This is a genomic window from Paracoccus indicus (assembly GCF_003056335.1).
Classification (GTDB): domain Bacteria; phylum Pseudomonadota; class Alphaproteobacteria; order Rhodobacterales; family Rhodobacteraceae; genus Paracoccus; species Paracoccus indicus.
On the sequence record NZ_PYWA01000009.1, the window covers coordinates 83,258 to 100,999 of the forward strand.

At 66.9% G+C, this 17,742-nt stretch carries 15 protein-coding genes and 1 tRNA gene; 11 read left to right on the forward strand and 5 right to left on the reverse strand.

Translation table 11 applies throughout. From position 1 onward, the window contains the following. Nucleotides 1–10: 10 nt before the first annotated feature. Together DDE75_RS14620 and DDE75_RS14625 are read right to left on the reverse strand one after the other, a co-directional pair. Nucleotides 11–892 carry a TIGR02186 family protein gene (locus DDE75_RS14620; protein ID WP_108503126.1) on the reverse strand — a complete coding sequence of 294 codons (882 nt, stop codon included), beginning with the start codon at nt 890–892 and terminating at the stop codon, nt 11–13. Beyond that, complete coding sequence (locus DDE75_RS14625; protein ID WP_108503127.1) at nt 892–1,806, reverse strand: sulfite exporter TauE/SafE family protein; 915 nt, start codon at nt 1,804–1,806, stop codon at nt 892–894. Before DDE75_RS14625 ends, DDE75_RS14620 begins: the two co-directional genes overlap by 1 nt. Nucleotides 1,807–2,013: 207 nt before the next feature. Here DDE75_RS14625 and surE point away from each other — a divergent pair, with 207 nt between their 5' ends. Genes surE through DDE75_RS14640 form a run of 3 tightly spaced genes read left to right on the forward strand, consistent with a single transcriptional unit; the run spans nt 2,014 to nt 4,628 of the window. Beyond that, nucleotides 2,014–2,832 (forward strand): 5'/3'-nucleotidase SurE, encoded by an 819-nt coding sequence (gene surE, locus DDE75_RS14630; protein WP_108503128.1) that lies wholly within the window; start codon nt 2,014–2,016, stop codon nt 2,830–2,832. Next, nucleotides 2,829–3,485, forward strand: a complete 657-nt coding sequence (locus DDE75_RS14635) for a protein-L-isoaspartate(D-aspartate) O-methyltransferase (RefSeq protein ID WP_108503129.1) — start codon at nt 2,829–2,831, stop codon at nt 3,483–3,485. The genes surE and DDE75_RS14635 overlap by 4 nt, the downstream gene beginning before the upstream one ends. Before the next feature lie 36 nt (nt 3,486–3,521). Beyond that, nucleotides 3,522–4,628, forward strand: a complete 1,107-nt coding sequence (locus DDE75_RS14640; RefSeq protein WP_108503130.1) for a LysM peptidoglycan-binding domain-containing protein — start codon at nt 3,522–3,524, stop codon at nt 4,626–4,628. Nucleotides 4,629–4,638: 10 nt separating this feature from the next. On the opposite strand, the gene DDE75_RS14645 is transcribed toward DDE75_RS14640, so the two are convergent. From DDE75_RS14645 to DDE75_RS14655, 3 genes are read right to left on the reverse strand one after another with little or no spacing between them, the layout of a single operon-like run. Then, on the reverse strand, nt 4,639–5,187 hold the full coding sequence (locus DDE75_RS14645; protein ID WP_108503131.1) for a hypothetical protein: 549 nt from the start codon (nt 5,185–5,187) through the stop codon (nt 4,639–4,641). Between the two features lie 23 nt (nt 5,188–5,210). Then, nucleotides 5,211–6,596: a TolC family outer membrane protein gene (locus DDE75_RS14650; RefSeq protein ID WP_245894763.1), complete on the reverse strand. Its 1,386-nt coding sequence runs from the start codon at nt 6,594–6,596 to the stop codon at nt 5,211–5,213. Then, nucleotides 6,593–7,246 (reverse strand): protein-L-isoaspartate O-methyltransferase family protein, encoded by a 654-nt coding sequence (locus tag DDE75_RS14655; RefSeq protein WP_108503133.1) that lies wholly within the window; start codon nt 7,244–7,246, stop codon nt 6,593–6,595. The genes DDE75_RS14650 and DDE75_RS14655 overlap by 4 nt, the downstream gene beginning before the upstream one ends. A gap of 149 nt (nt 7,247–7,395) precedes the next feature. Between DDE75_RS14655 and DDE75_RS14660 the strand changes: the two genes are divergently transcribed. The 8 genes from DDE75_RS14660 (at nt 7,396) to opgC (ending at nt 17,704) form a co-directional block, all read left to right on the forward strand. After that, nucleotides 7,396–7,469: transfer RNA gene (locus tag DDE75_RS14660), tRNA-Cys, on the forward strand. Nucleotides 7,470–7,496: 27 nt separating this feature from the next. Then, nucleotides 7,497–8,699 carry a 3-deoxy-D-manno-octulosonic acid transferase gene (locus DDE75_RS14665; RefSeq protein WP_108503134.1) on the forward strand — a complete coding sequence of 401 codons (1,203 nt, stop codon included), beginning with the start codon at nt 7,497–7,499 and terminating at the stop codon, nt 8,697–8,699. 35 nt (nt 8,700–8,734) lie between these two features. Further along, nucleotides 8,735–9,142: a DUF1178 family protein gene (locus tag DDE75_RS14670; RefSeq protein WP_108503135.1), complete on the forward strand. Its 408-nt coding sequence runs from the start codon at nt 8,735–8,737 to the stop codon at nt 9,140–9,142. An 84-nt stretch (nt 9,143–9,226) separates the two neighbouring features. Continuing rightward, on the forward strand, nt 9,227–10,483 hold the full coding sequence (locus DDE75_RS14675; protein ID WP_108503136.1) for an aspartate kinase: 1,257 nt from the start codon (nt 9,227–9,229) through the stop codon (nt 10,481–10,483). Nucleotides 10,484–10,550: 67 nt separating this feature from the next. Then, nucleotides 10,551–12,797 carry a phosphoenolpyruvate--protein phosphotransferase gene (ptsP, locus tag DDE75_RS14680; protein WP_108503189.1) on the forward strand — a complete coding sequence of 749 codons (2,247 nt, stop codon included), beginning with the start codon at nt 10,551–10,553 and terminating at the stop codon, nt 12,795–12,797. 130 nt (nt 12,798–12,927) lie between these two features. Beyond that, nucleotides 12,928–14,496, forward strand: a complete 1,569-nt coding sequence (locus DDE75_RS14685) for an OpgD/OpgG family glucan biosynthesis protein (protein ID WP_108503137.1) — start codon at nt 12,928–12,930, stop codon at nt 14,494–14,496. Next, on the forward strand, nt 14,472–16,565 hold the full coding sequence (gene mdoH / locus DDE75_RS14690; RefSeq protein WP_108503138.1) for a glucans biosynthesis glucosyltransferase MdoH: 2,094 nt from the start codon (nt 14,472–14,474) through the stop codon (nt 16,563–16,565). Before DDE75_RS14685 ends, mdoH begins: the two co-directional genes overlap by 25 nt. After that, nucleotides 16,562–17,704, forward strand: a complete 1,143-nt coding sequence (opgC, locus tag DDE75_RS14695) for an OpgC domain-containing protein (protein WP_108503139.1) — start codon at nt 16,562–16,564, stop codon at nt 17,702–17,704. The genes mdoH and opgC overlap by 4 nt, the downstream gene beginning before the upstream one ends. The last annotated feature ends 38 nt before the right edge of the window (nt 17,705–17,742 follow it).

Consider the following 17,742-nt stretch of genomic DNA (forward strand, 5'->3'; position numbering starts at 1 on the left):
GCTGCCCCTATCAGGCCCGCCGCAGCTTGCGGAAGGCGGCCGAGGCCCCCCATCCCGCAAAGACCGCCACTGCCAGCGACATCAGCCCGTAGATCAGCGGCTGATCGAAGGCCAGGTTATAGAGCCAGCGTTCCAGACCGACCTTGCGCACCTCGATGGCGGCGCGATGGACGTCGATCACCTGCCCGTCGCGCAGCAGGAAGATGCGGGTCTTGTAGTCGCCCTCCAGCAGGTTGGCGGGCAGGCGGATGTCGGCGCGGAACAGCGTGTCCTCAGCCAGCTCGATCCCGCCCTCGTCCAGGCGGAAGTGGCCGTCGGCCTGACGCAGCCGCACCATCGCCTGCGTGAAGGCCGGGGCATCGGCAACGTCGGGCGCGCCCTCGAAGGCGCGCAAAGCCTGCGGCAGCGAAATGCGATAGCGGCTGTCCCATCCCGGCAGCAGGATCTGATCCAAGGGCCCCGTGCTGGCGACGGCGTAATAGCTGGGCGCGGCGCCGACCTCGACCCGCTCGGTATTGACCCAGATGCCGAAGCGCCGCTGCTTGCGCCAGATGGTCATGGGCTGCGAGGGGGCCTCGATCGTGACGATCACGTCCAATTCCCCGTCGGGGATGGGAACCTCGCGCCGGACGGCGCCATAGATCAGGATCTCGGACCCGTCGAAGCTGGTGGTGATGGCGACGGAGTTGTCCGAAAGGCCCGCGACGACCTGTTCGGCCGGGCTGGACTGGTTTTCGGGAATGGCACTGCGGGGGCGGCCGGGGTTCGGGAACAGCGGGTAATCCACCGTCGTTTCATCCGGTGGCACCAGCGACCCGCGCGATTGCGCCGCGACCGCCGTCGGCAGCAGCAGGGTGACGAACAGGGCGGCAATCCATGGGTGTCTGGTCATCAGCGCGCCCGTGTCACGATGGAATAGACATCCTCGGGCGTCAGGAACAGGTCCAGCGCCAGCTTGGCGCAGACCGCCAGCACCAGAAGCGCCAGCAGGATGCGCAACTGTTCGGCCCGCAGTTTCGCCCCCAGAGTTGTGCCGATCTGCGCCCCGATGACCCCCCCGATGATCAGCAGCAGCGCCAGCATCACGTCCACGGTGTTGTAGCTGACCGCATGCATCAGCGTGGTGAAGGCCGTCACGAAGGTGATCTGGAACAGCGACGTCCCCACCACCACCTTGGTCGGCATCCCCAGCAGATAGATCATCGCGGGCACCATGATGAAGCCGCCGCCGACCCCCATGATCGCCGCCAGCACACCCACGGCCACCCCGACCAGCAGCGGCGGGATGACGCTGATATAGAGCCCCGAGGTGCGGAACTTGATCTTGAACGGCAGGCGGTGGACCCAATTGTGCTGATGCAACCGTCGACGGCCGGTCGCCTGGCGGGACCGCCGCAGGGCGCGCAGGCTTTCCTGCAGCATCATCCCGCCGATCAGGCCGAGGAAGACGACATAGCACAGCTGGACGACCAGCTCGACCTGGCCCAGCCGCTGCAGGATGTTGAAGACCAGCACACCCAGTCCCGATCCGATCAGCCCCCCGGCCAGCAGGACGCCCCCCATGCGGAAATCGACCGTCTTGCGCTTCATATGCGCCAGGACACCCGACACGGATGATGCCACGACCTGATTGGCCCCTGTCGCGACGGCAATGGTGGGAGGAATGCCGATGAAGAACAGCAGCGGCGTGATCAGGAAGCCGCCGCCGACGCCGAACAACCCGCTCATGACGCCGACAAGGCCGCCAAGACCCATCAGGGTGAAGGCGTTGACCGAGACCTCGGCGATGGGAAGGTATATCTGCATACGCGTCGCGGCCCGTTTCGTTAGGGCAAGCATGCTACGCCCCGCATGTCAGGTCAAACCGCTTTCGGTCCGCAACGGTCACGGTTGCGCATGTTCGGGTTGAAGCGCGTTCATGCGACGGCTAAGCAAAGACAAGGTCACTTCCGCGTGCGCCGGCAGAAACCTGCCGGTGCCGGAACTGCAGGGCCTGATCGCAAAGGGGGCAGGATGCGTATTCTCATCACCAATGACGACGGCATCAACGCACCGGGCCTCGAGGTGCTGCACCAGATCGCGACGCAGCTTGCCGGACCCGACGGGCAGGTCTGGACCGTGGCCCCCGCGTTCGAGCAATCGGGCGTCGGCCATTGTATCAGCTATGCCCATCCCACGATGATCGCCGAACTGGCCCCGCGCCGCTTCGCCGCCGAGGGCAGCCCGGCCGATTGCGTGCTGGCGGCGGTGGGCGACATCATGGCCGACGCCCTGCCCGACCTGGTGCTGTCAGGCGTCAACCGCGGCAACAATGCAGGCGAGAACGCGATGTATTCCGGCACCATCGGCGGCGCGATGGAGGCCGCCCTGCAGGGCCTGCCCGCCATCGCCCTTTCGCAATACCTCGGACCGCAGACCGCAAAGCTGGCCGATCCCTTCGAGGCCGCCCGCCTGCATGGCGCGGCGGTGATCCGGCGGCTGCTGGATCACGGTGACTGGACCTCGGACGCGGATTTCCGGCTGTTCTACAACATCAACTTTCCGCCCGTCGCCGCCGCCGATGTCCAAGGCATCCGCGTCGCGCGTCAGGGCAAGCGCAAGGGCAGCCGCTTCGGCGTCGTGCCGCAGACCGCGCCGAACGGACGGCGCTTCATGTGGGTCGCGGGCGGATCGCAGCAGGCGCCCGCGCAGGACGGCACCGATGTCGCGGTGAACCTTCAGGGCTATGTCTCGGTCACGCCGATGCGCGCCGATCTGACCTGCCATGATTCGCTGGCGGATCTGGGAACGGCGCTGAACGACCTGACCCTGCCCCATGAGGCCGCCGAATGAACGACGAGCCCGAGGAGAGCCCCGCCGAACGCAAGATGCGTTTCCTGTTCCAGTTGCGCACCCGGGGGGTCACCGATCCCCGCGTGCTGGAAGCGATGGAGGGGATCGACCGCGGACTGTTCGTGCGCGGCCAGTTCGCCGACCGCGCCTATGAGGACACCCCCCTGCCCATCCCCTGCGGCCAGACGATCAGCCAACCCTCGGTGGTCGGCCTGATGACGCAGGCGCTGTCGGTCGGCCCGCGCGATACGGTGCTGGAGGTGGGCACAGGCTCGGGCTATCAGGCGGCGATCCTCTCGGGGCTGTGCCGCCGCGTCTATACCGTAGACCGCCACCGCCGTCTTGTGCAGGAAGCCGAGGCCACCTTCCGTCAGCTGGGCCTCTACAACATCATCGCGCAGGTGGGTGACGGATCGCGTGGCCTGCCCGATCAGGCGCCATTCGACCGCATTCTTGTGACCGCCGCCGCCGAGGATCCGCCCGGCCCCTTGTTGGCACAGCTGAAGATCGGCGGTATCATGGTGGTGCCTGTCGGTCAGTCGGATGCGGTCCAGACATTGATCCGCGTCAGCCGGTCCGAAACCGGCTTCGATTACGACGAATTGCGGCAGGTCCGGTTCGTTCCGCTGGTCGAGGGGTTGGGCCAGACATGACCCCCGGCCGATTACAGGCAGGCTGAGGATATCAAGATGAACAATGGCTCGTTTCGCGTCGCAGGCGGTCTGATCGCATCGCTGGCGCTGGCTTCCTGCGGAACGCAGGGCGGGTTCGACCCCGACCTGCGTGGCTGGATGAAAGGCGGGCTGGATACCGCACCCGCCGCAGCGCAGGCAGCCCCCCGCCCCCAGCCCGACAACCGCGGCGTCATCACTTTCGCCAACGGGCAGGTGGCCGTCGCGCAGGCCGGCGACACGCCCGCGTCGGTCGCCGCCCGCCTGGGGCTGGATGCGGGTCAACTGGCGTCCCATAACGCGCTGCCCGCCGACGCCCCCCTGCGCAGCGGGGCGGTGCTGGTCCTGCCCACCAAGGTGGCCCCCGGCACCGTGGCGAAGCCCGGCGGCATCGCGGCCATCGTCACCGATCCCTTCGCCAAGGGGGCCAAGACCCAAGCCGCCACGCCTTCGCCGCAGACGCCTTCGGAACATGTCGTGGTCTCGGGCGAGACTGCCTGGTCCATCGCGCGCAAATACGATGTGACGGTGCAGGACTTGGCCGCCTGGAACGGGCTGCCCGCGAATATGGACCTGCGCGTGGGGCAGCGGCTGATCGTGCCGAAGCCCGGCCAGAAACCCGATGCCTTGGCGACCACCGTGCCGGGCACCGGCAGCCCCACGCCCAAGCCGCCATCCGCCGCCACCCCCTTGCCCGATGAGACGACGGCACCTGCCGCCGATCCCGCACCCAAGGCGCCGACCACCGACCTGGGGGCCACGCGGACGGCGGCATCCGGCGGGGGACCGCTGCGGATGCCCGTGTCCGGGTCCATCATCCGCGTCTATGAAAAGGGCCGCAACGACGGCATCGACATTGCCGCCCCGTCCGGAACGCCGGTGACGGCGGCGGGCGCGGGCAGCGTTGCGGCGATCACGCGCGACACATCCGGTGTGCCGATCATCGTGGTCCGGCACGAAGGCGATCTGATGACCGTCTATACCGGGCTGGAGGGCGTCGACGTCGCCAAGGGCGACAGCGTCAGCGCAGGCCAGAGCCTTGGCAAGGCGGGCGACGACGGCTTCGTCCACTTCGAGGTCCGTCGCGGCTTTGAAAGCGTGGACCCCGAAAAGATGCTGAACTGAAGGCGAGCGCTCAGATGGCCGCCATCTGATCCTCGACCGCCATGGCCACTTGCGCGCGGATCACAGCCCGCAGGTTTGCCGAGAAACGCTGCCCCATCTCGCCCTCCAGCTGCTGCTGCACGGCATCATGCAGGTGGTGTTGCAGGGCGGGATGTTCCATCACGATCTGCGCAACGTCCTGTGCCGTCGGGGGCGGCAGCGGGACCGGTTCCTGCAGGGCGAATGCGGCATCGATCATCGGATCGGGCTGCGCCGCCACGATCGGCTGTGGCTGGACCTGAACAGGTGCGCGGAATGCCTGCCAGATGCGGATCAACTTGGGGCTTCGCGGGGCCTGTGGTGCGATCACCGCAGCGGGCACGTCTGCCGCCGAGAACACCGAAGCGTCGGCATCGATCATCTCGCGGATGCTGCGGACCGTGGTGCCGATTTCGGCACGCAGCCGCGCGGCATCGGTGGGTGGCGGCGTGATCTGGGCACGGCTGGATCGATTGCTGCGACGTTTGCGCGACAGGCGTAGCGCGGGGACCGGGGCGGGTTTGCGGCGCGGCCTAGCCATGCCGCAAACCGCCGGTCGGCGTGTCAGTTGCGGCCAATGGCGCGCAGCACGCGATCAAGGCTTTCGCCCTGCTTGCTGGTGGCCGGCGCATTGCGCACGGCATTGTAGTATTGCGATGGGTCATAGGTCGGAATTCCCAGTTTCAGGTTTTCTACCGTCAACAGACCCATAGCAGCCAGAAGTTGATAATGCGCTAACTGCAGGTTGGATTCAGCCGTGATCCGATCGGCCCGCGCCTGCAGCAGCGATTGTTCCGCGTCCAGCACGTCCAGCGTCGTGCGGGCCCCCAGCAGCGCTTCCTCGCGCACGCCGTCATAGGCTTGCTGCGCCGCGCTGATCTGCTGGGCAATCGCGGTGATCTGGGCGCGCGCCACGGCGATGTTCGCCCAGGTTTCGCCCACGCTCTGGCTGACCTGGCGCGATGTGTTCAGCAGCGACGAACGCGCCTGATCGCGTTCCGCCATCGCCTTGCGATGCGAGGCGGACAGGCGGCCACCCGAATAGATCGTCTGATCCAGCCGCAGCCCGACGCTGGCGCTGTTCGTGCTGCCGTAATTGCCGTTCAACACGGTCTGCGGCTGACGACTGACGCCGACGCTGGCAGTGCCCGACAGTGTCGGATTGCGTTCGGCTGCGGCGGCGGCCACGCCAATTTCGGCGGCGGCGGCCTGACGCTGTGCCTGCAGGACCGAAGGGTGGCTACGCTGCGCGATGGCACGCGCCTCGTTCAGATTGGCGGGCAGCTTGGGCAGCGGCGGCGGCGCCGACAGCGTGCCGGGCAGCTTGCCCGTCGCGGCCAGATAGGCCTCGCGCTGAACCTCCAGGTCGCCGTTCGCGGCGGCCAGGCTGGCACGGGTCTCGGCCAGCTGGGCATCGGCCAGGGCGACGTCGGTCACGGTGATCTCGCCCACGTCGAATCGGTCCTGCGCCGCCTGACGTTCGCGCGTCAGAACCTCGACCGAGTTCTGCTGCAACGCGACCTGCTGGATCGCCTCGCGCACGTTGAAATAGGCCAGTGCCGCGTCCAGCAACACCTGCTGTTCGATCGCCACCAAAGCCTGCCGCGTGGCCAGCACCGTTTCCTTGGCACCGTCGATGGCCAACTGCGAACGCCCGAAATCATAGAGCGTCAGCGACGCATCGATGCTGAGCGAGGTCGAGCGGCGGGTCGTGGAACCCTCGTCGCGGGTCGCACCGTATTGGGCGACCCATTCGACCACCGGACGCAGGGCGGCAACGGCTGCGGCGACGTCTTCATCGGCGGCCCGCAGCACGGCGCGGTTCTGTTCGATCAGGGCCGAGTGGCGATAGGCCGCGACCATGGTATCGGCCAGCGATTCGGCCCGCGCGGGCAAGGCGGTCACCAGCCCCAGCAGCGCGACGCCGGCAAGGCGGGCCAGCACCCTCACAGCGTGAACCCGCGCGCGCGTTCGAAGCCCCGCAGCATCGGCGCATTCGCGTTGAAGGCATAGCGCCAGGTGACACGGCCGTTCAGCCGGTGGCCGATGCGGGCCACGCCCAGGTTGCCTTCGCGGAACAGCGCCGCGATGCGGCCACCGTCGCGCAGCTGATCCAGAATGGCGGGGGGAACCTCCTCGACCGCGCCTTCGATCAGAATCACGTCATAGGGGCCCTGCTTGGCGCATCCTTCGGTCAGATCTGCCTTCAGGACGGCGACATTGTGCATGCCGGTGGCCGAAAGGCGCGCCTCGGCCTCGGTGGCCAGTTCCTCGTCGTCCTCGATGGCAACGACGGCCTGGGCCATCCGCGAGACGACGGCGGCGGAATAGCCGTAGCCGCAGCCCAGATCCAGCACCAGTTCGTCGGGCTGGATGTCCAGCGCGTCGACCATCTTGGCCAGGGTGCGCGGCTCCAGCAGGACGCGACCGTTGCCGATGTCCAGGTTTTCACCGGAATAGGCGACGGCGCGGCGGCTGGCGGGGACGAATTCCTCGCGCGGGATGTCCAGCATCGCATCGATCACCGGGAATTTGGTCACGTCACTGGGACGGACCTGCGTGTCCACCATCATCGTGCGCCGGGCGGCGAAATCGCTCATGTCGGGGAACCTCTGCTCGACCTCTTTGAGCGCTTATTGCCATGTTTGGCCGATCTGGGCAACGCCGGACATGACGCGTTGCAGCATGATCCAGATCGCGTCTTGCAAGGCGCCGCGCAATCCATTAAGCCATGCCCACTCTCGACGGCGGTGGGTTGGCGGAGAGGTTACGCACCGGATTGCAAATCCGTGAAGACCGGTTCGATTCCGGTACCCACCTCCACTTCGACCCCAGCCGAGGGTGCTTTCCATGATCTATGCCGCAACGACCCGCATCGCCGAAGCTGCGCTGCGGTTGCGCGCCGGTCTGGGCGGTTCGGATGCCCTGCGCGAACGGCTGGCCTGCGGTGCCCGGCCCCGCCCCGCCGACATCTGGGTGCATGGCGCATCCGTGGGCGAGCTGACATCCGCGCGGCAGGTGATCGAGCTGCTGGCTCGTGACCATTCCGTGCAGATCACCGCCAACAGCGAAACGGGGCGCGACCTTGCGGCGGGCTGGGGCCTGCCCGCGATTTTCGCACCGCTGGACCTGCCGGGATCGCTGGACCGTTTCCTAAACGCCTGCCGCCCCCGCCTTGCCATCAGCATCGAGGCCGAGTTCTGGCCGCTGCGGTCACGCCTGCTGGCCGAACGCGGCGTCGCGCAGGCGCTGATCGGGGCACGCCTGTCCGAGCGTTCCGCCGGAACCTGGGGGCGATTCCCGCGCATCATCCGCCCCATGCTGGGCCGCATCGACGCGCTGTCGGCGCAGGATCAGGCCAGCGAGGCGCGCCTGCTGAACCTTGGGCTGCATGCCTCGGCGCTGCTGCCGCGGCTGGACCTGAAGCTGCTGGACCCGGCCTCGGTGCCCTTGCCAGCGCCCGATGCAATGCGGGGGACGACGGCTCTGGCCGCCTCGACCCATGAGGGCGAGGATGCGCCGATCCTCGATGCCTTCCTGGCGGCGCGGGCCGAATGCCCGGACCTGAGGCTGATCCTTGCGCCGCGCCATCCGGATCGGGGCGAGGCCATCGCGGGTCTGATCGCCGCGCGCGGCCTGCCGGTTCTGCGGCGCAGCGCGGGGGCCGACCTGCCCCCCGCCGGTGGCGTGCTGCTGGCCGATACCCTGGGCGAGATGCCGCGCTGGTATGCCGCCGCCGGCATCTGCATCATCGGTGGATCGCTGCAGGATCACGGCGGCCACACGCCCTGGGAACCGGCGGGACGTGGCTGCGCGCTGCTGCACGGCCCCCATATCGGCAATTTCGTGGAATCACTGGCCGCCTTGCAGGCGGCGGGGGCGGCAAGCGCCGTGACCGCCGACGATATGGCCGACCAAATTCTGCGCCTGACCCGCGACCCAGCCCAGGCGCAGCGCATGGGCCGGGCGGCACGCGACCTGCTGCTGGCACGGGCGGGCGATCCGGCGGGACTTGTCGCCGCACTGGCCGAACTTGCACAGCGGCCCGCCTGACCCGATATAGACGGCATGACACAAGAGGCCCTGCGATGATCCGCTATGCTTTGCGCTGCGCCAACGGACATGTTTTCGACAGCTGGTTCCGCTCCTCGGACGGCTATGACGCCATGCGTGCGGCGGGCCAGGTGGCATGCACCAGCTGCGGATCGACCGATGTCGACAAGACGCTGATGGCCCCCGCCGTGTCAGAACCCCGCCCCATCAGCGCCCCCGCATCGCCCGCCGAGACAGCACTGGAAAAGCTGCGACGCCATGTCGAGTCGACCTCGGATTACGTCGGCAGCAACTTCGTCAAGGAAGCCCGCGCCATGCATCAGGGCCAGCGCCCCGAACGCGCCATCCACGGCGAGGCCCGCATCGAGGACGCCCGAAAGCTGATCGAGGATGGCGTCCCCATTGCCCCGCTGCCCTTCCTGCCGCGGCAGAAGGCGAACTGATCTTGCGCGAACTGGGCCTTGCCCTTTCGCCTTTCCACCCATACAAGCCCCGCCGACAAACAACCTTTGGCTGGGGGCCCGAACATGCCGCTTCTGGTGATGAAATTCGGCGGCACGTCTGTGGCCGATCTGGACCGGATCAAGAACGCCGCCCGCAAGGTGCAGCGCGAGGTCGACCGCGGCTATGACGTCATCGTCATCGTCAGCGCCATGTCTGGGAAGACCAACGAGCTGGTGGGATGGGTCGAACAGACCTCGCCGCTGTTCGATGCGCGCGAATACGACGCCATCGTCAGCTCGGGCGAGAATGTCACCGCCGGTCTGATGGCCCTGACCCTGCAGGAGATGGGCGTTCCGGCGCGCAGCTGGCAGGGCTGGCAGGTGCCGATCAACACGACCGCCGCGCATTCCGCCGCCCGCTTCGTGGATATTCCGCGCGACAACCTTGACCAGAAGTTCGCCGAGGGCTTCAAGGTCGCCGTCGTGGCGGGCTTCCAGGGCGTCGCCCCCGACGGACGCATCACCACGCTTGGCCGTGGTGGCAGCGACACGACCGCCGTGGCCTTCGCCGCCGCCTTCGGCGCCGAGCGTTGCGACATCTATACCGATGTGGACGGCGTCTATACTACCGACCCGCGCATCACCTCGAAGGCCCGCAAGCTGGACCGCATCGCCTTCGAGGAGATGTTGGAGCTGGCCAGCCTTGGTGCCAAGGTGCTGCAGACCCGTTCGGTCGAACTGGCCATGCGTTACAAGGTCCGGCTGCGCGTCCTCTCCTCGTTCGAGGATACGGACGACAATTCGGGCACGCTGATCTGCGATGAGGATGAAATCATGGAATCGAAAGTCGTTAATGGCATCGCCTCGTCGCGCGACGAAGCCAAGATCACCCTGGTCACGGTCGAGGACCGCCCCGGCATCTCTGCCGCGATCTTCGCGCCCCTGGCCGATGCTGGCGTGAACGTGGACATGATCGTCCAGAACATCTCGGAAAAGGATTACGACGATCACCCGGGTTCGGTGACCGACATGACCTTCTCGGTTCCGATCAACCAGGTCGAACGCGCCAAGAAGGCCATGGAAGAGGCCCGCGCCGCCGGCACCATCAGCTATGACGATCTGAACATCGACACCGAGGTCGCCAAGGTCAGCGTCGTCGGCATCGGGATGCGCAGCCACACGGGCGTCGCCGCTCGCATGTTCAAGGCGCTGGCTGATGACAACGTCAACATCAAGGTCATCGCCACCTCCGAAATCAAGATTTCGGTGCTGATCGACCGCAAATATATGGAACTGGCCGTGCAGGCACTGCATGATGCCTTTGAACTGGAACAGGCATAAGGCCCGTTCGACTGGGGCCTCGCCCGCTCGGGCGGGGCTGATGCGCAAGGCACAAGGCGGACATGCGATGCAGGATCGCACGGACAGCGACTCGCGCAAGCTGCTGCGGCGGCTGAAGGAAATTCTTGCCGCAGCCGGTGGCGGGCAGGACCGGCTGGACCAGATCACCCATCACATCGCCGATTCGATGGGCACGCAGGTCTGTTCCATCTATCTGTTCCGCGATGCCGACACGTTGGAACTTTGCGCGACCGAGGGTCTGCGCCCCGAAGCCGTCCACCAGACCCGCCTGCGCCTTGGCGAGGGTCTGGTGGGCCGCGTCGCCCGCACCGGTCGTCATGTGAATACCGCCGATGCGCCCTCGGCCGCGGGCTTCCGCTTCATGCCCGAGACCGGCGAAGAGGTCTTTCCCGCCTTTCTGGGCGTCCCGATCCAGCGGGTCGGTGAACGGCTTGGCGTGCTGGTGGTGCAATGTTCCACCGCCCGCCAGTTCACCGAGGACGAGGTCTACGGCCTGGAAGTCGTCGCCATGGTCCTGGCCGAGATGACCGAGCTGGGCGCCTTCCAGGGCAGCAATGCCGACAGCATGCCGCTGGCCCATCGCTTCCCGCTGATGATCCGTGGCGCGACCGGTCAGGAAGGCGCCGCCATCGGCTGCGTCTGGCTGCACGAGCCCCGCGTCGTGATCGCGAACCCCGTGGGCGACGATCCGGAAACCGAACTGGCCCGCCTGCACGAGGGCGTGGACAAGCTGCGCAGCCGCGTCGATACGATGGTGGCGGCAGCCGACATGGACGGCGACGGTGAACATACCGCCGTGCTGGAAACATACCGCATGTTCGCCCATTCGCGCAGCTGGCTGAAGCGCATGGCCGAGGATATTCGCCTTGGCCTCTCGGCCGAAGCCGCCGTCGAGAAGGAGCAATCCGCCGCCCGCGCGCGACTGGAGATGGCCGCCGACCCCTATCTGCGCGACCGGCTGCATGATCTGGACGACCTGTCGAACCGCCTGCTGCGCATCCTGACCGGTCAGGGCAGCGATACGGGTGCCGAGATGCCGGACAACCCGATCCTGGTCGCCCGCAACATCGGCCCGGCGGAACTGCTGGAATACGGTCGCCGCCTGAAGGGCGTCGTGCTGGAGGAAGGCTCGGTCGGCAGCCACGCCGCCATCGTGGCCCGCGCGCTGGCAATTCCGCTGGTCATCCACGCCACCCGCATCACGACCGAGGCGCTGAACGGCGACCCCATCCTGATCGACGGCGATCAGGGCATCGTCCACCTGCGCCCCGAGGAATCGGTCGCCAAGGCCTTTCAGGACAAGATCGCCATGCAGGCCGAGGCGCAGGACCGCTATGCCAGCCTGCGCAACCTGCCCGCCACCGGCACCTGCGGCACCACGGTGCAGATGTACATGAACGCCGGCCTGATGGCCGACCTGCCCTCGCTGGAAGGGTCGGGCGCGGAAGGCGTGGGCCTCTTCCGGACCGAGTTGCAGTTCCTGATCCGCAACCATGTGCCCCGCCGGGCCGAGCTGGCGGGTCTTTATGGCCGCGTCATGGATAACGCCCAAGGCAAGCCGATCATGTTCCGCACGCTGGACATCGGGTCGGACAAGGTGCTGCCCTACATGAAGCCGCAGGACGAACCGAACCCGGCGATGGGCTGGCGGGCGATCCGCGTGGGCCTGGACAAGCGCGGCGTGTTGCGCATGCAGCTGCAGGCGCTGATCCGTGCGGCGGTGGGGCGGCCCCTGCACGTCATGTTCCCCTTTGTCGCCGACATCATCGAATACGAGGCCGCGCACCGAATCCTGATGCAGGAACTGGCCCGCGAACAGCGCCTTGGTCACCAGATGCCCACCGACATCCGCGTGGGCGCCATGCTGGAAACGCCCTCGCTGGCCTTCGCCCCCAAGCGCTTCTTCGAGATGTGCGATTTCGTCTCCATCGGCGGCAACGACCTGAAGCAGTTCTTCTTCGCGGCGGACCGCGAAAACGAACGGGTGCGGCGGCGCTATGACACGCTGAACGTGTCCTTCCTGGCACTGCTGCGCCAGATCATCGCGCGATGCGAGGAAGCCCGCGTGCCGGTATCCTTCTGCGGCGAGGATGCGGGCCGCCCGATCGAGGCACTGACCTTCGCCGCCCTCGGCATCCGCCGCCTGTCGATGCGCCCTGCCTCGATCGGGCCGGTCAAGCACCTGATCCGCCGGGTGTCCATCACCGAACTGCAGCAGGTCATCGCCGAGGCAGAAGCCCAAGGTTTGAACAGCGTTCGCGGTCCGGTCACGGCATGGCTGGCTAAACAGTGAACCAAACCGCAGTTTTGCGGGTTGCCCAGATGGCGCGTATCAGCCGATACGTCGCGCCGGACCAGCCCATGCTTGCCGCAATCGCGCAGGCACCCTATGATCACACGGTTTTCTTGAGATATCCCCCGATATGAAGCGTCGTCAATTTCTGAATGCTGCCACCGCGATGGCTGCCGGCGGGTCGCTGATGGCGGTCCCGGCTCAGGCACAGGACCCCAAGGGCCAACCCGCGAAGGACGCCCAGGCCTTCGGCCCCGCCAAGCCCGAGGCCTTCAGCTTTGAAACCTTGGCCAAGATCGCCGAGGATCGGGCGACGCGGGTCTACAAGCAGCCCGTCTCGGAGTTGGTGGGCAGCTTCGCGGACCTGAACTACGACAAGTATCGCGCCATCCGCTTCAAGCGCGATCGCGATCCCTGGGCTGAAAGCGACCGCTTCGGGATCGACCTGCTGTCGCCGGGGATGATCTTCTACGAACCCGTGCAGATCAACCTGGTACGGGGCGGGATGCCGCAGCCGATCCCCTTCGATCCTTCCATGCTGGAGTTCGATCCCTCGCATTTCCCGGAGGGCGCCGATCTGGAAACCGTGGGCAACATGGGCTGGTCGGGCTTTCGCGTCCGCACCTTCCTGAACCGCCCCGGCGTGATGGATGAATTCCTGGTCTTCCAGGGGGCAAGCTATTTCCGGGCCGTGGCGCGCAACACGCTCTATGGTCTGTCAGCGCGCGGGCTGGCCATCAAGACCGGCAGCCCCGACGGCGAGGAATTCCCGCTGTTCACCGATTTCTGGATCCATGAACCCGAACAGCATGCCGATACCGTCCGCATCCATGCCGTCTTGGACAGCAAATCGGCCACGGCGGCCTTCCAGTTCGACGTGACCCCCGGTGCCGTGACGATGGTGCGCACGCGCATGGCGTTGTTCCCACGTGTCGATCTGCGCGAGACGGGCATCGCGCCCTTGACCTCGATGTTCTGGTTCAGCCCGGCAAGCCGCCGCGCGGTCGATGATTACCGCCCCGCCTGTCACGACAGCGACGGGTTGCAGATGCAGACCGGCGCCGGCCAATCGCTGTGGCGCGGCCTGATGGCGCCGCGCACGCTGCAGATTTCGGGCTTCGTGGACAAGGACCCCAAGGGCTTCGGTCTGGTCCAGCGCGCCCGCGACTTCGAGACCTATCAGGACGCCGAGGCGATGTATCACATGCGCCCCTCGGCCTGGATCCAGCCCGAGGGCGACTGGGGCGAGGGCGAGGTCCGCCTGGTCGAGATCCCGGTGGAAAACGAGTTCAACGACAATATCGTCAGCTATTGGGCCCCCAAGGACCCGCTGGTTCGCGGGCAGCGGCATGAATTCCGCTATCGCCTGTCGTTTGCCGCCCTGCCCCCCAGCGATCTGCCGTTGGCCAAGGTCCGTCAGGTGCGGTCGGGACGATCGATCAACGTGGAAACCACGCGCAGCTTCATCATCGACTTCGATCTGGGCCTGTTCCGCGAAACGCTGCCCCAGTTCCAGGTCCAATCCTCGACCGGGCGGATCGTGCATGCCTATCTGAAGCCGCTGGTCGAACAAAACGTCCTGCGGCTGGCCTTTGAATTCGAACCCGGCCGTGAACAGGTCGCGGAACTTCAGGCCAAGCTGACGACCGAGGATGGCGTCGCCCTCAGCGAAACATGGTTGACCCGTTGGACGGCATGAACGTGACCCGCAGCGTCCCGCCCCTGGCCCCCCTGCAGATGCCCGTGCAGGACTTCAAGGCCATGCCCAAGGGTGGCCCCGCCCGACAGATGAACAACCTGCGCACCTGGATGGCGCGGCTGCTGACCTTCGGCGGCGCGCTGGTCATTGCCATCATCGGTTTCACGCAGATGCTGACGGCCTTCGGCGATGACCCGACGGTCATGCAGATCGCGCTTCTGGTGCTGTTCACACCCACCTTCGCATGGGTCGGCTTTTCCTTCTGCGGCGTGCTGGCCGGGCTGTTCGCACCGCGGTTGACCACGCCGGAAGGCCCGAACGACGCCCGCGTCGTCATCGTCATGCCGATCTATCACGAGGATGTCGCCATCAGCACCGGCCTGCTGGTGGCCCTTGCCAACCAGCTGCAGGCCGAGGGCATGGCCGACCGGACCGAGATCTTCATCCTCTCGGACACCCGCGACCCCGAGATCGCCGTGAACGAGACACTGGTGGTCCATCAGGCCCGGCAGATGTCGCCTCTGCCGATCTGGTATCGCCGCCGCCTGTCGAACGAGGATCGCAAATCCGGCAATGTGGCCGAATTCGTCCGCAACTGGGGTGGCCGCTACGACCAGATGGTCGTTCTGGACGCCGACAGCGTCATCGCGGGCGACACGGTCCGCCACATGTCGGCGCGCATGAACGCCGATCCGCGCATGGGCTTGATCCAGACCATGCCGATGCTGGTCGGCGGCGAAACGATCTTCGCGCGGCTGACGCAATTCGCGGGCCGCATCTATGGCCCGATGATCGCGCGCGGCGTCTCGGCATGGTCGGGCGATACCGGAAATTATTGGGGTCACAACGCGATGATCCGGGTCGAGGCCTTCGTGCAGGCCTGCGGTCTGCCCCGCCTGTCCGGCAAGCCCCCCTTCGGCGGCACCATCCTCTCGCATGACTTCGTCGAGGCCGCCGCCCTTTGCCGCGCCGGCTGGAAGGTGCGGCTGGACCACGATCTGCGCGGCAGCTTCGAAGGTTGCCCGCCGACCCTGCTGGACATGGCCGCCCGCGAACGGCGTTGGGCGCAGGGCAACCTGCAGCACAGCCGCCTTTTCGGCATGCGCGGCCTGCGCGGCATCAGCCGGGCACATTTCTTCATCGGCATCATGGGCTTCATGATGAGCCCGCTGTGGCTGGCGCTGATCCTTGTCGGTCTGGCCCTGTCGGCGACAGTGCTGCTGTCGACGCCGGAATACTTCCCGAATTCGTACCAGCTGTTCCCGGAATGGCCGGTCTTCGACAGCCAGCGCATGCTGTGGCTGTTCGTGGCCGCCATGACGCTGCTGCTGCTGCCCAAGTTCATCGCGACCTTCCGCGCGTTCTCTCGGCCCCTTGCCCAGCAGGCGGGTGGCCGCAAGCGAGTGCTGGCCAGCGCGCTGTTCGAAACCATCCTGTCGGCGCTGATCGCGCCTGTCCAGATGCTGGTTCAGACCCGCCAGATCTTCGAGATCCTCAGCGGCCGCGACAGTGGCTGGGATGCGCAGGTCCGCGCCGGGCACATGCCGGGCTGGGGCGTGGTGCTGCGCCACCACTGGGCGCATGTCGCCTTGGGTCTGGGGACGCTGATCGTTCTGGCCACATTCTCGCCCGAGCAGCTGATCTGGCTGTCGCCCATTCTGGCGGGGCTGATCCTGTCGCCGTTGACCTCGCGGCTGTCGGCCAGCCCGTTGTTCGGGCGTTGGGCCCGGATGCGCGGCCTGCTGCTGACCCCCGAGGAACGCAATCCCCCCGCCATCCTGACCGAGGCGGCCAGCATCACCCGCCGCCTGCCGGCACCCGTGACCGGTCGCGACAGCCTGCTGCGGCTGGCATCGGACCGCCACGCGCTGGACCGGCACATCGCCATGCTGGACGAACTGCCCGACAGCCAGCCCCGCGGCTTGCGCCTTGCCCGCGTCACCGCCGAGGCCAAGATCGCCCATGCCGCCACCCGTGGGCAGGCGCTGGACGACATGGACCGCGCCGAAACCGATGCCATGGTCCTGGACCCGGCCCTGCTGACCCGTTGGAGCAGCCTACCCGCATGAAACGCCTGATCACGCTTGACATGCTGCGGGGCTATGCCCTGCTCAGCATCATGGTGAACCACATGCCGCTGTCGGTCCTGCGGTCTGTCACCCTGCCCAATTTCTCGATCTTCGATGCCTCCGAACTGTTCGTCCTGCTGTCCGGCTTCCTGGTCGGCATGGTCTGGCGCAGCGTCGAGGCGAAGGAGGGTCGCCCCGCCGCCCGCCGCCGCTTCGCCCGCCGCAGCTTCGAGGTCTGGCGGGCCATGGTTCTGGGCGCGCTGGTCATGGCGGCGCTGTCTGCGGCCCTTTGGGCTTCGGGGCGGCCGCATACCGCCATCTGGAACCAATACGCCATCTGGATCGTCGAGAACCCGCTGTTCTACATCGCCGGTGTCGGCTCGATGTGGCTGCAGCCCAACATCATCGACGTGCTGGCAGTCTATGTGGTGCTGATCGCCTCGTCGATCGCGGTCGTGCCGCTGATGATGCGCTGGCCGCTGCTGGTCGCCGTGGGTTCGGTCCTGCTGTGGTGGTTCGCCCCGCAGCTGAACGCGCTGATCCCCACCTTCAGCAGCCGCAACGGCTTCCTGTTCAACCCCTTCGGCTGGCAGATGCTGTTCTTCACCGGCACGGCGATGGGCCTGTTCCGACAGGACCTGATGCCCCGCCTTCACCCCTATCGACACATCCTGACGGCCATCGCCCTTGGCATGTTCGTCTTCGGCTGCACCATCGTCATCGCCGCGCGGATCGGCGAACCGGCCCTTGCGCTGCGTGCCGCCATGAAGACGCTTTACGGCGAGGTCGACAAGTGGAACCTGGACGGCACCCGCTATCTGGCCATCGTCGCGGCCGCTTGGCTGGTCGCCGTTCCGCTGGCCCGACCGATGGAGTGGCTCTCGGCCAGCAGACTGGGCGTAGCCTTCCAACAGATCGGGCGCGGCGGCCTGTGGTCCTTTGCCATCTGCGTGCTGCTTTCGGTAGCGGGCGACGCCTTCCAGATGAACCCCGAGGGCAAATCTGCCGGGGCAAGGCTGGCCATCGATCTGTGGGCCTGCCTGACGCTCTGGTGGGCATCGGCCCTTTGGCTGGAGTACGGCGCGCCTTGGCAGCGCGCCCGCAAGGCCCGCCGCAAGCTGCCTGCCACAGCTGCCTGACCGGTATTACCGCCACCTTTCTGGCAAGTCCTGCAAGG

What these genes read in the sequence shown, in the direction of transcription:
- DDE75_RS14620 (WP_108503126.1), bottom strand. Translation starts at nt 892, where the DNA reads ATGACCAGACACCCATGGATTGCCGCCCTGTTCGTCACCCTGCTGCTG.
- DDE75_RS14685 (WP_108503137.1), top strand. Translation starts at nt 12,928, where the DNA reads ATGAAGCGTCGTCAATTTCTGAATGCTGCCACCGCGATGGCTGCCGGC.
- DDE75_RS14635 (WP_108503129.1), top strand. Translation starts at nt 2,829, where the DNA reads ATGAACGACGAGCCCGAGGAGAGCCCCGCCGAACGCAAGATGCGTTTC.
- DDE75_RS14670 (WP_108503135.1), top strand. Translation starts at nt 8,735, where the DNA reads ATGATCCGCTATGCTTTGCGCTGCGCCAACGGACATGTTTTCGACAGC.
- DDE75_RS14665 (WP_108503134.1), top strand. Translation starts at nt 7,497, where the DNA reads ATGATCTATGCCGCAACGACCCGCATCGCCGAAGCTGCGCTGCGGTTG.
- mdoH (WP_108503138.1), top strand. Translation starts at nt 14,472, where the DNA reads ATGGTTGACCCGTTGGACGGCATGAACGTGACCCGCAGCGTCCCGCCC.
- DDE75_RS14645 (WP_108503131.1), bottom strand. Translation starts at nt 5,187, where the DNA reads ATGGCTAGGCCGCGCCGCAAACCCGCCCCGGTCCCCGCGCTACGCCTG.
- ptsP (WP_108503189.1), top strand. Translation starts at nt 10,551, where the DNA reads ATGCAGGATCGCACGGACAGCGACTCGCGCAAGCTGCTGCGGCGGCTG.
- DDE75_RS14675 (WP_108503136.1), top strand. Translation starts at nt 9,227, where the DNA reads ATGCCGCTTCTGGTGATGAAATTCGGCGGCACGTCTGTGGCCGATCTG.
- DDE75_RS14625 (WP_108503127.1), bottom strand. Translation starts at nt 1,806, where the DNA reads ATGCAGATATACCTTCCCATCGCCGAGGTCTCGGTCAACGCCTTCACC.
- surE (WP_108503128.1), top strand. Translation starts at nt 2,014, where the DNA reads ATGCGTATTCTCATCACCAATGACGACGGCATCAACGCACCGGGCCTC.
- opgC (WP_108503139.1), top strand. Translation starts at nt 16,562, where the DNA reads ATGAAACGCCTGATCACGCTTGACATGCTGCGGGGCTATGCCCTGCTC.
- DDE75_RS14640 (WP_108503130.1), top strand. Translation starts at nt 3,522, where the DNA reads ATGAACAATGGCTCGTTTCGCGTCGCAGGCGGTCTGATCGCATCGCTG.
- DDE75_RS14655 (WP_108503133.1), bottom strand. Translation starts at nt 7,246, where the DNA reads ATGAGCGATTTCGCCGCCCGGCGCACGATGATGGTGGACACGCAGGTC.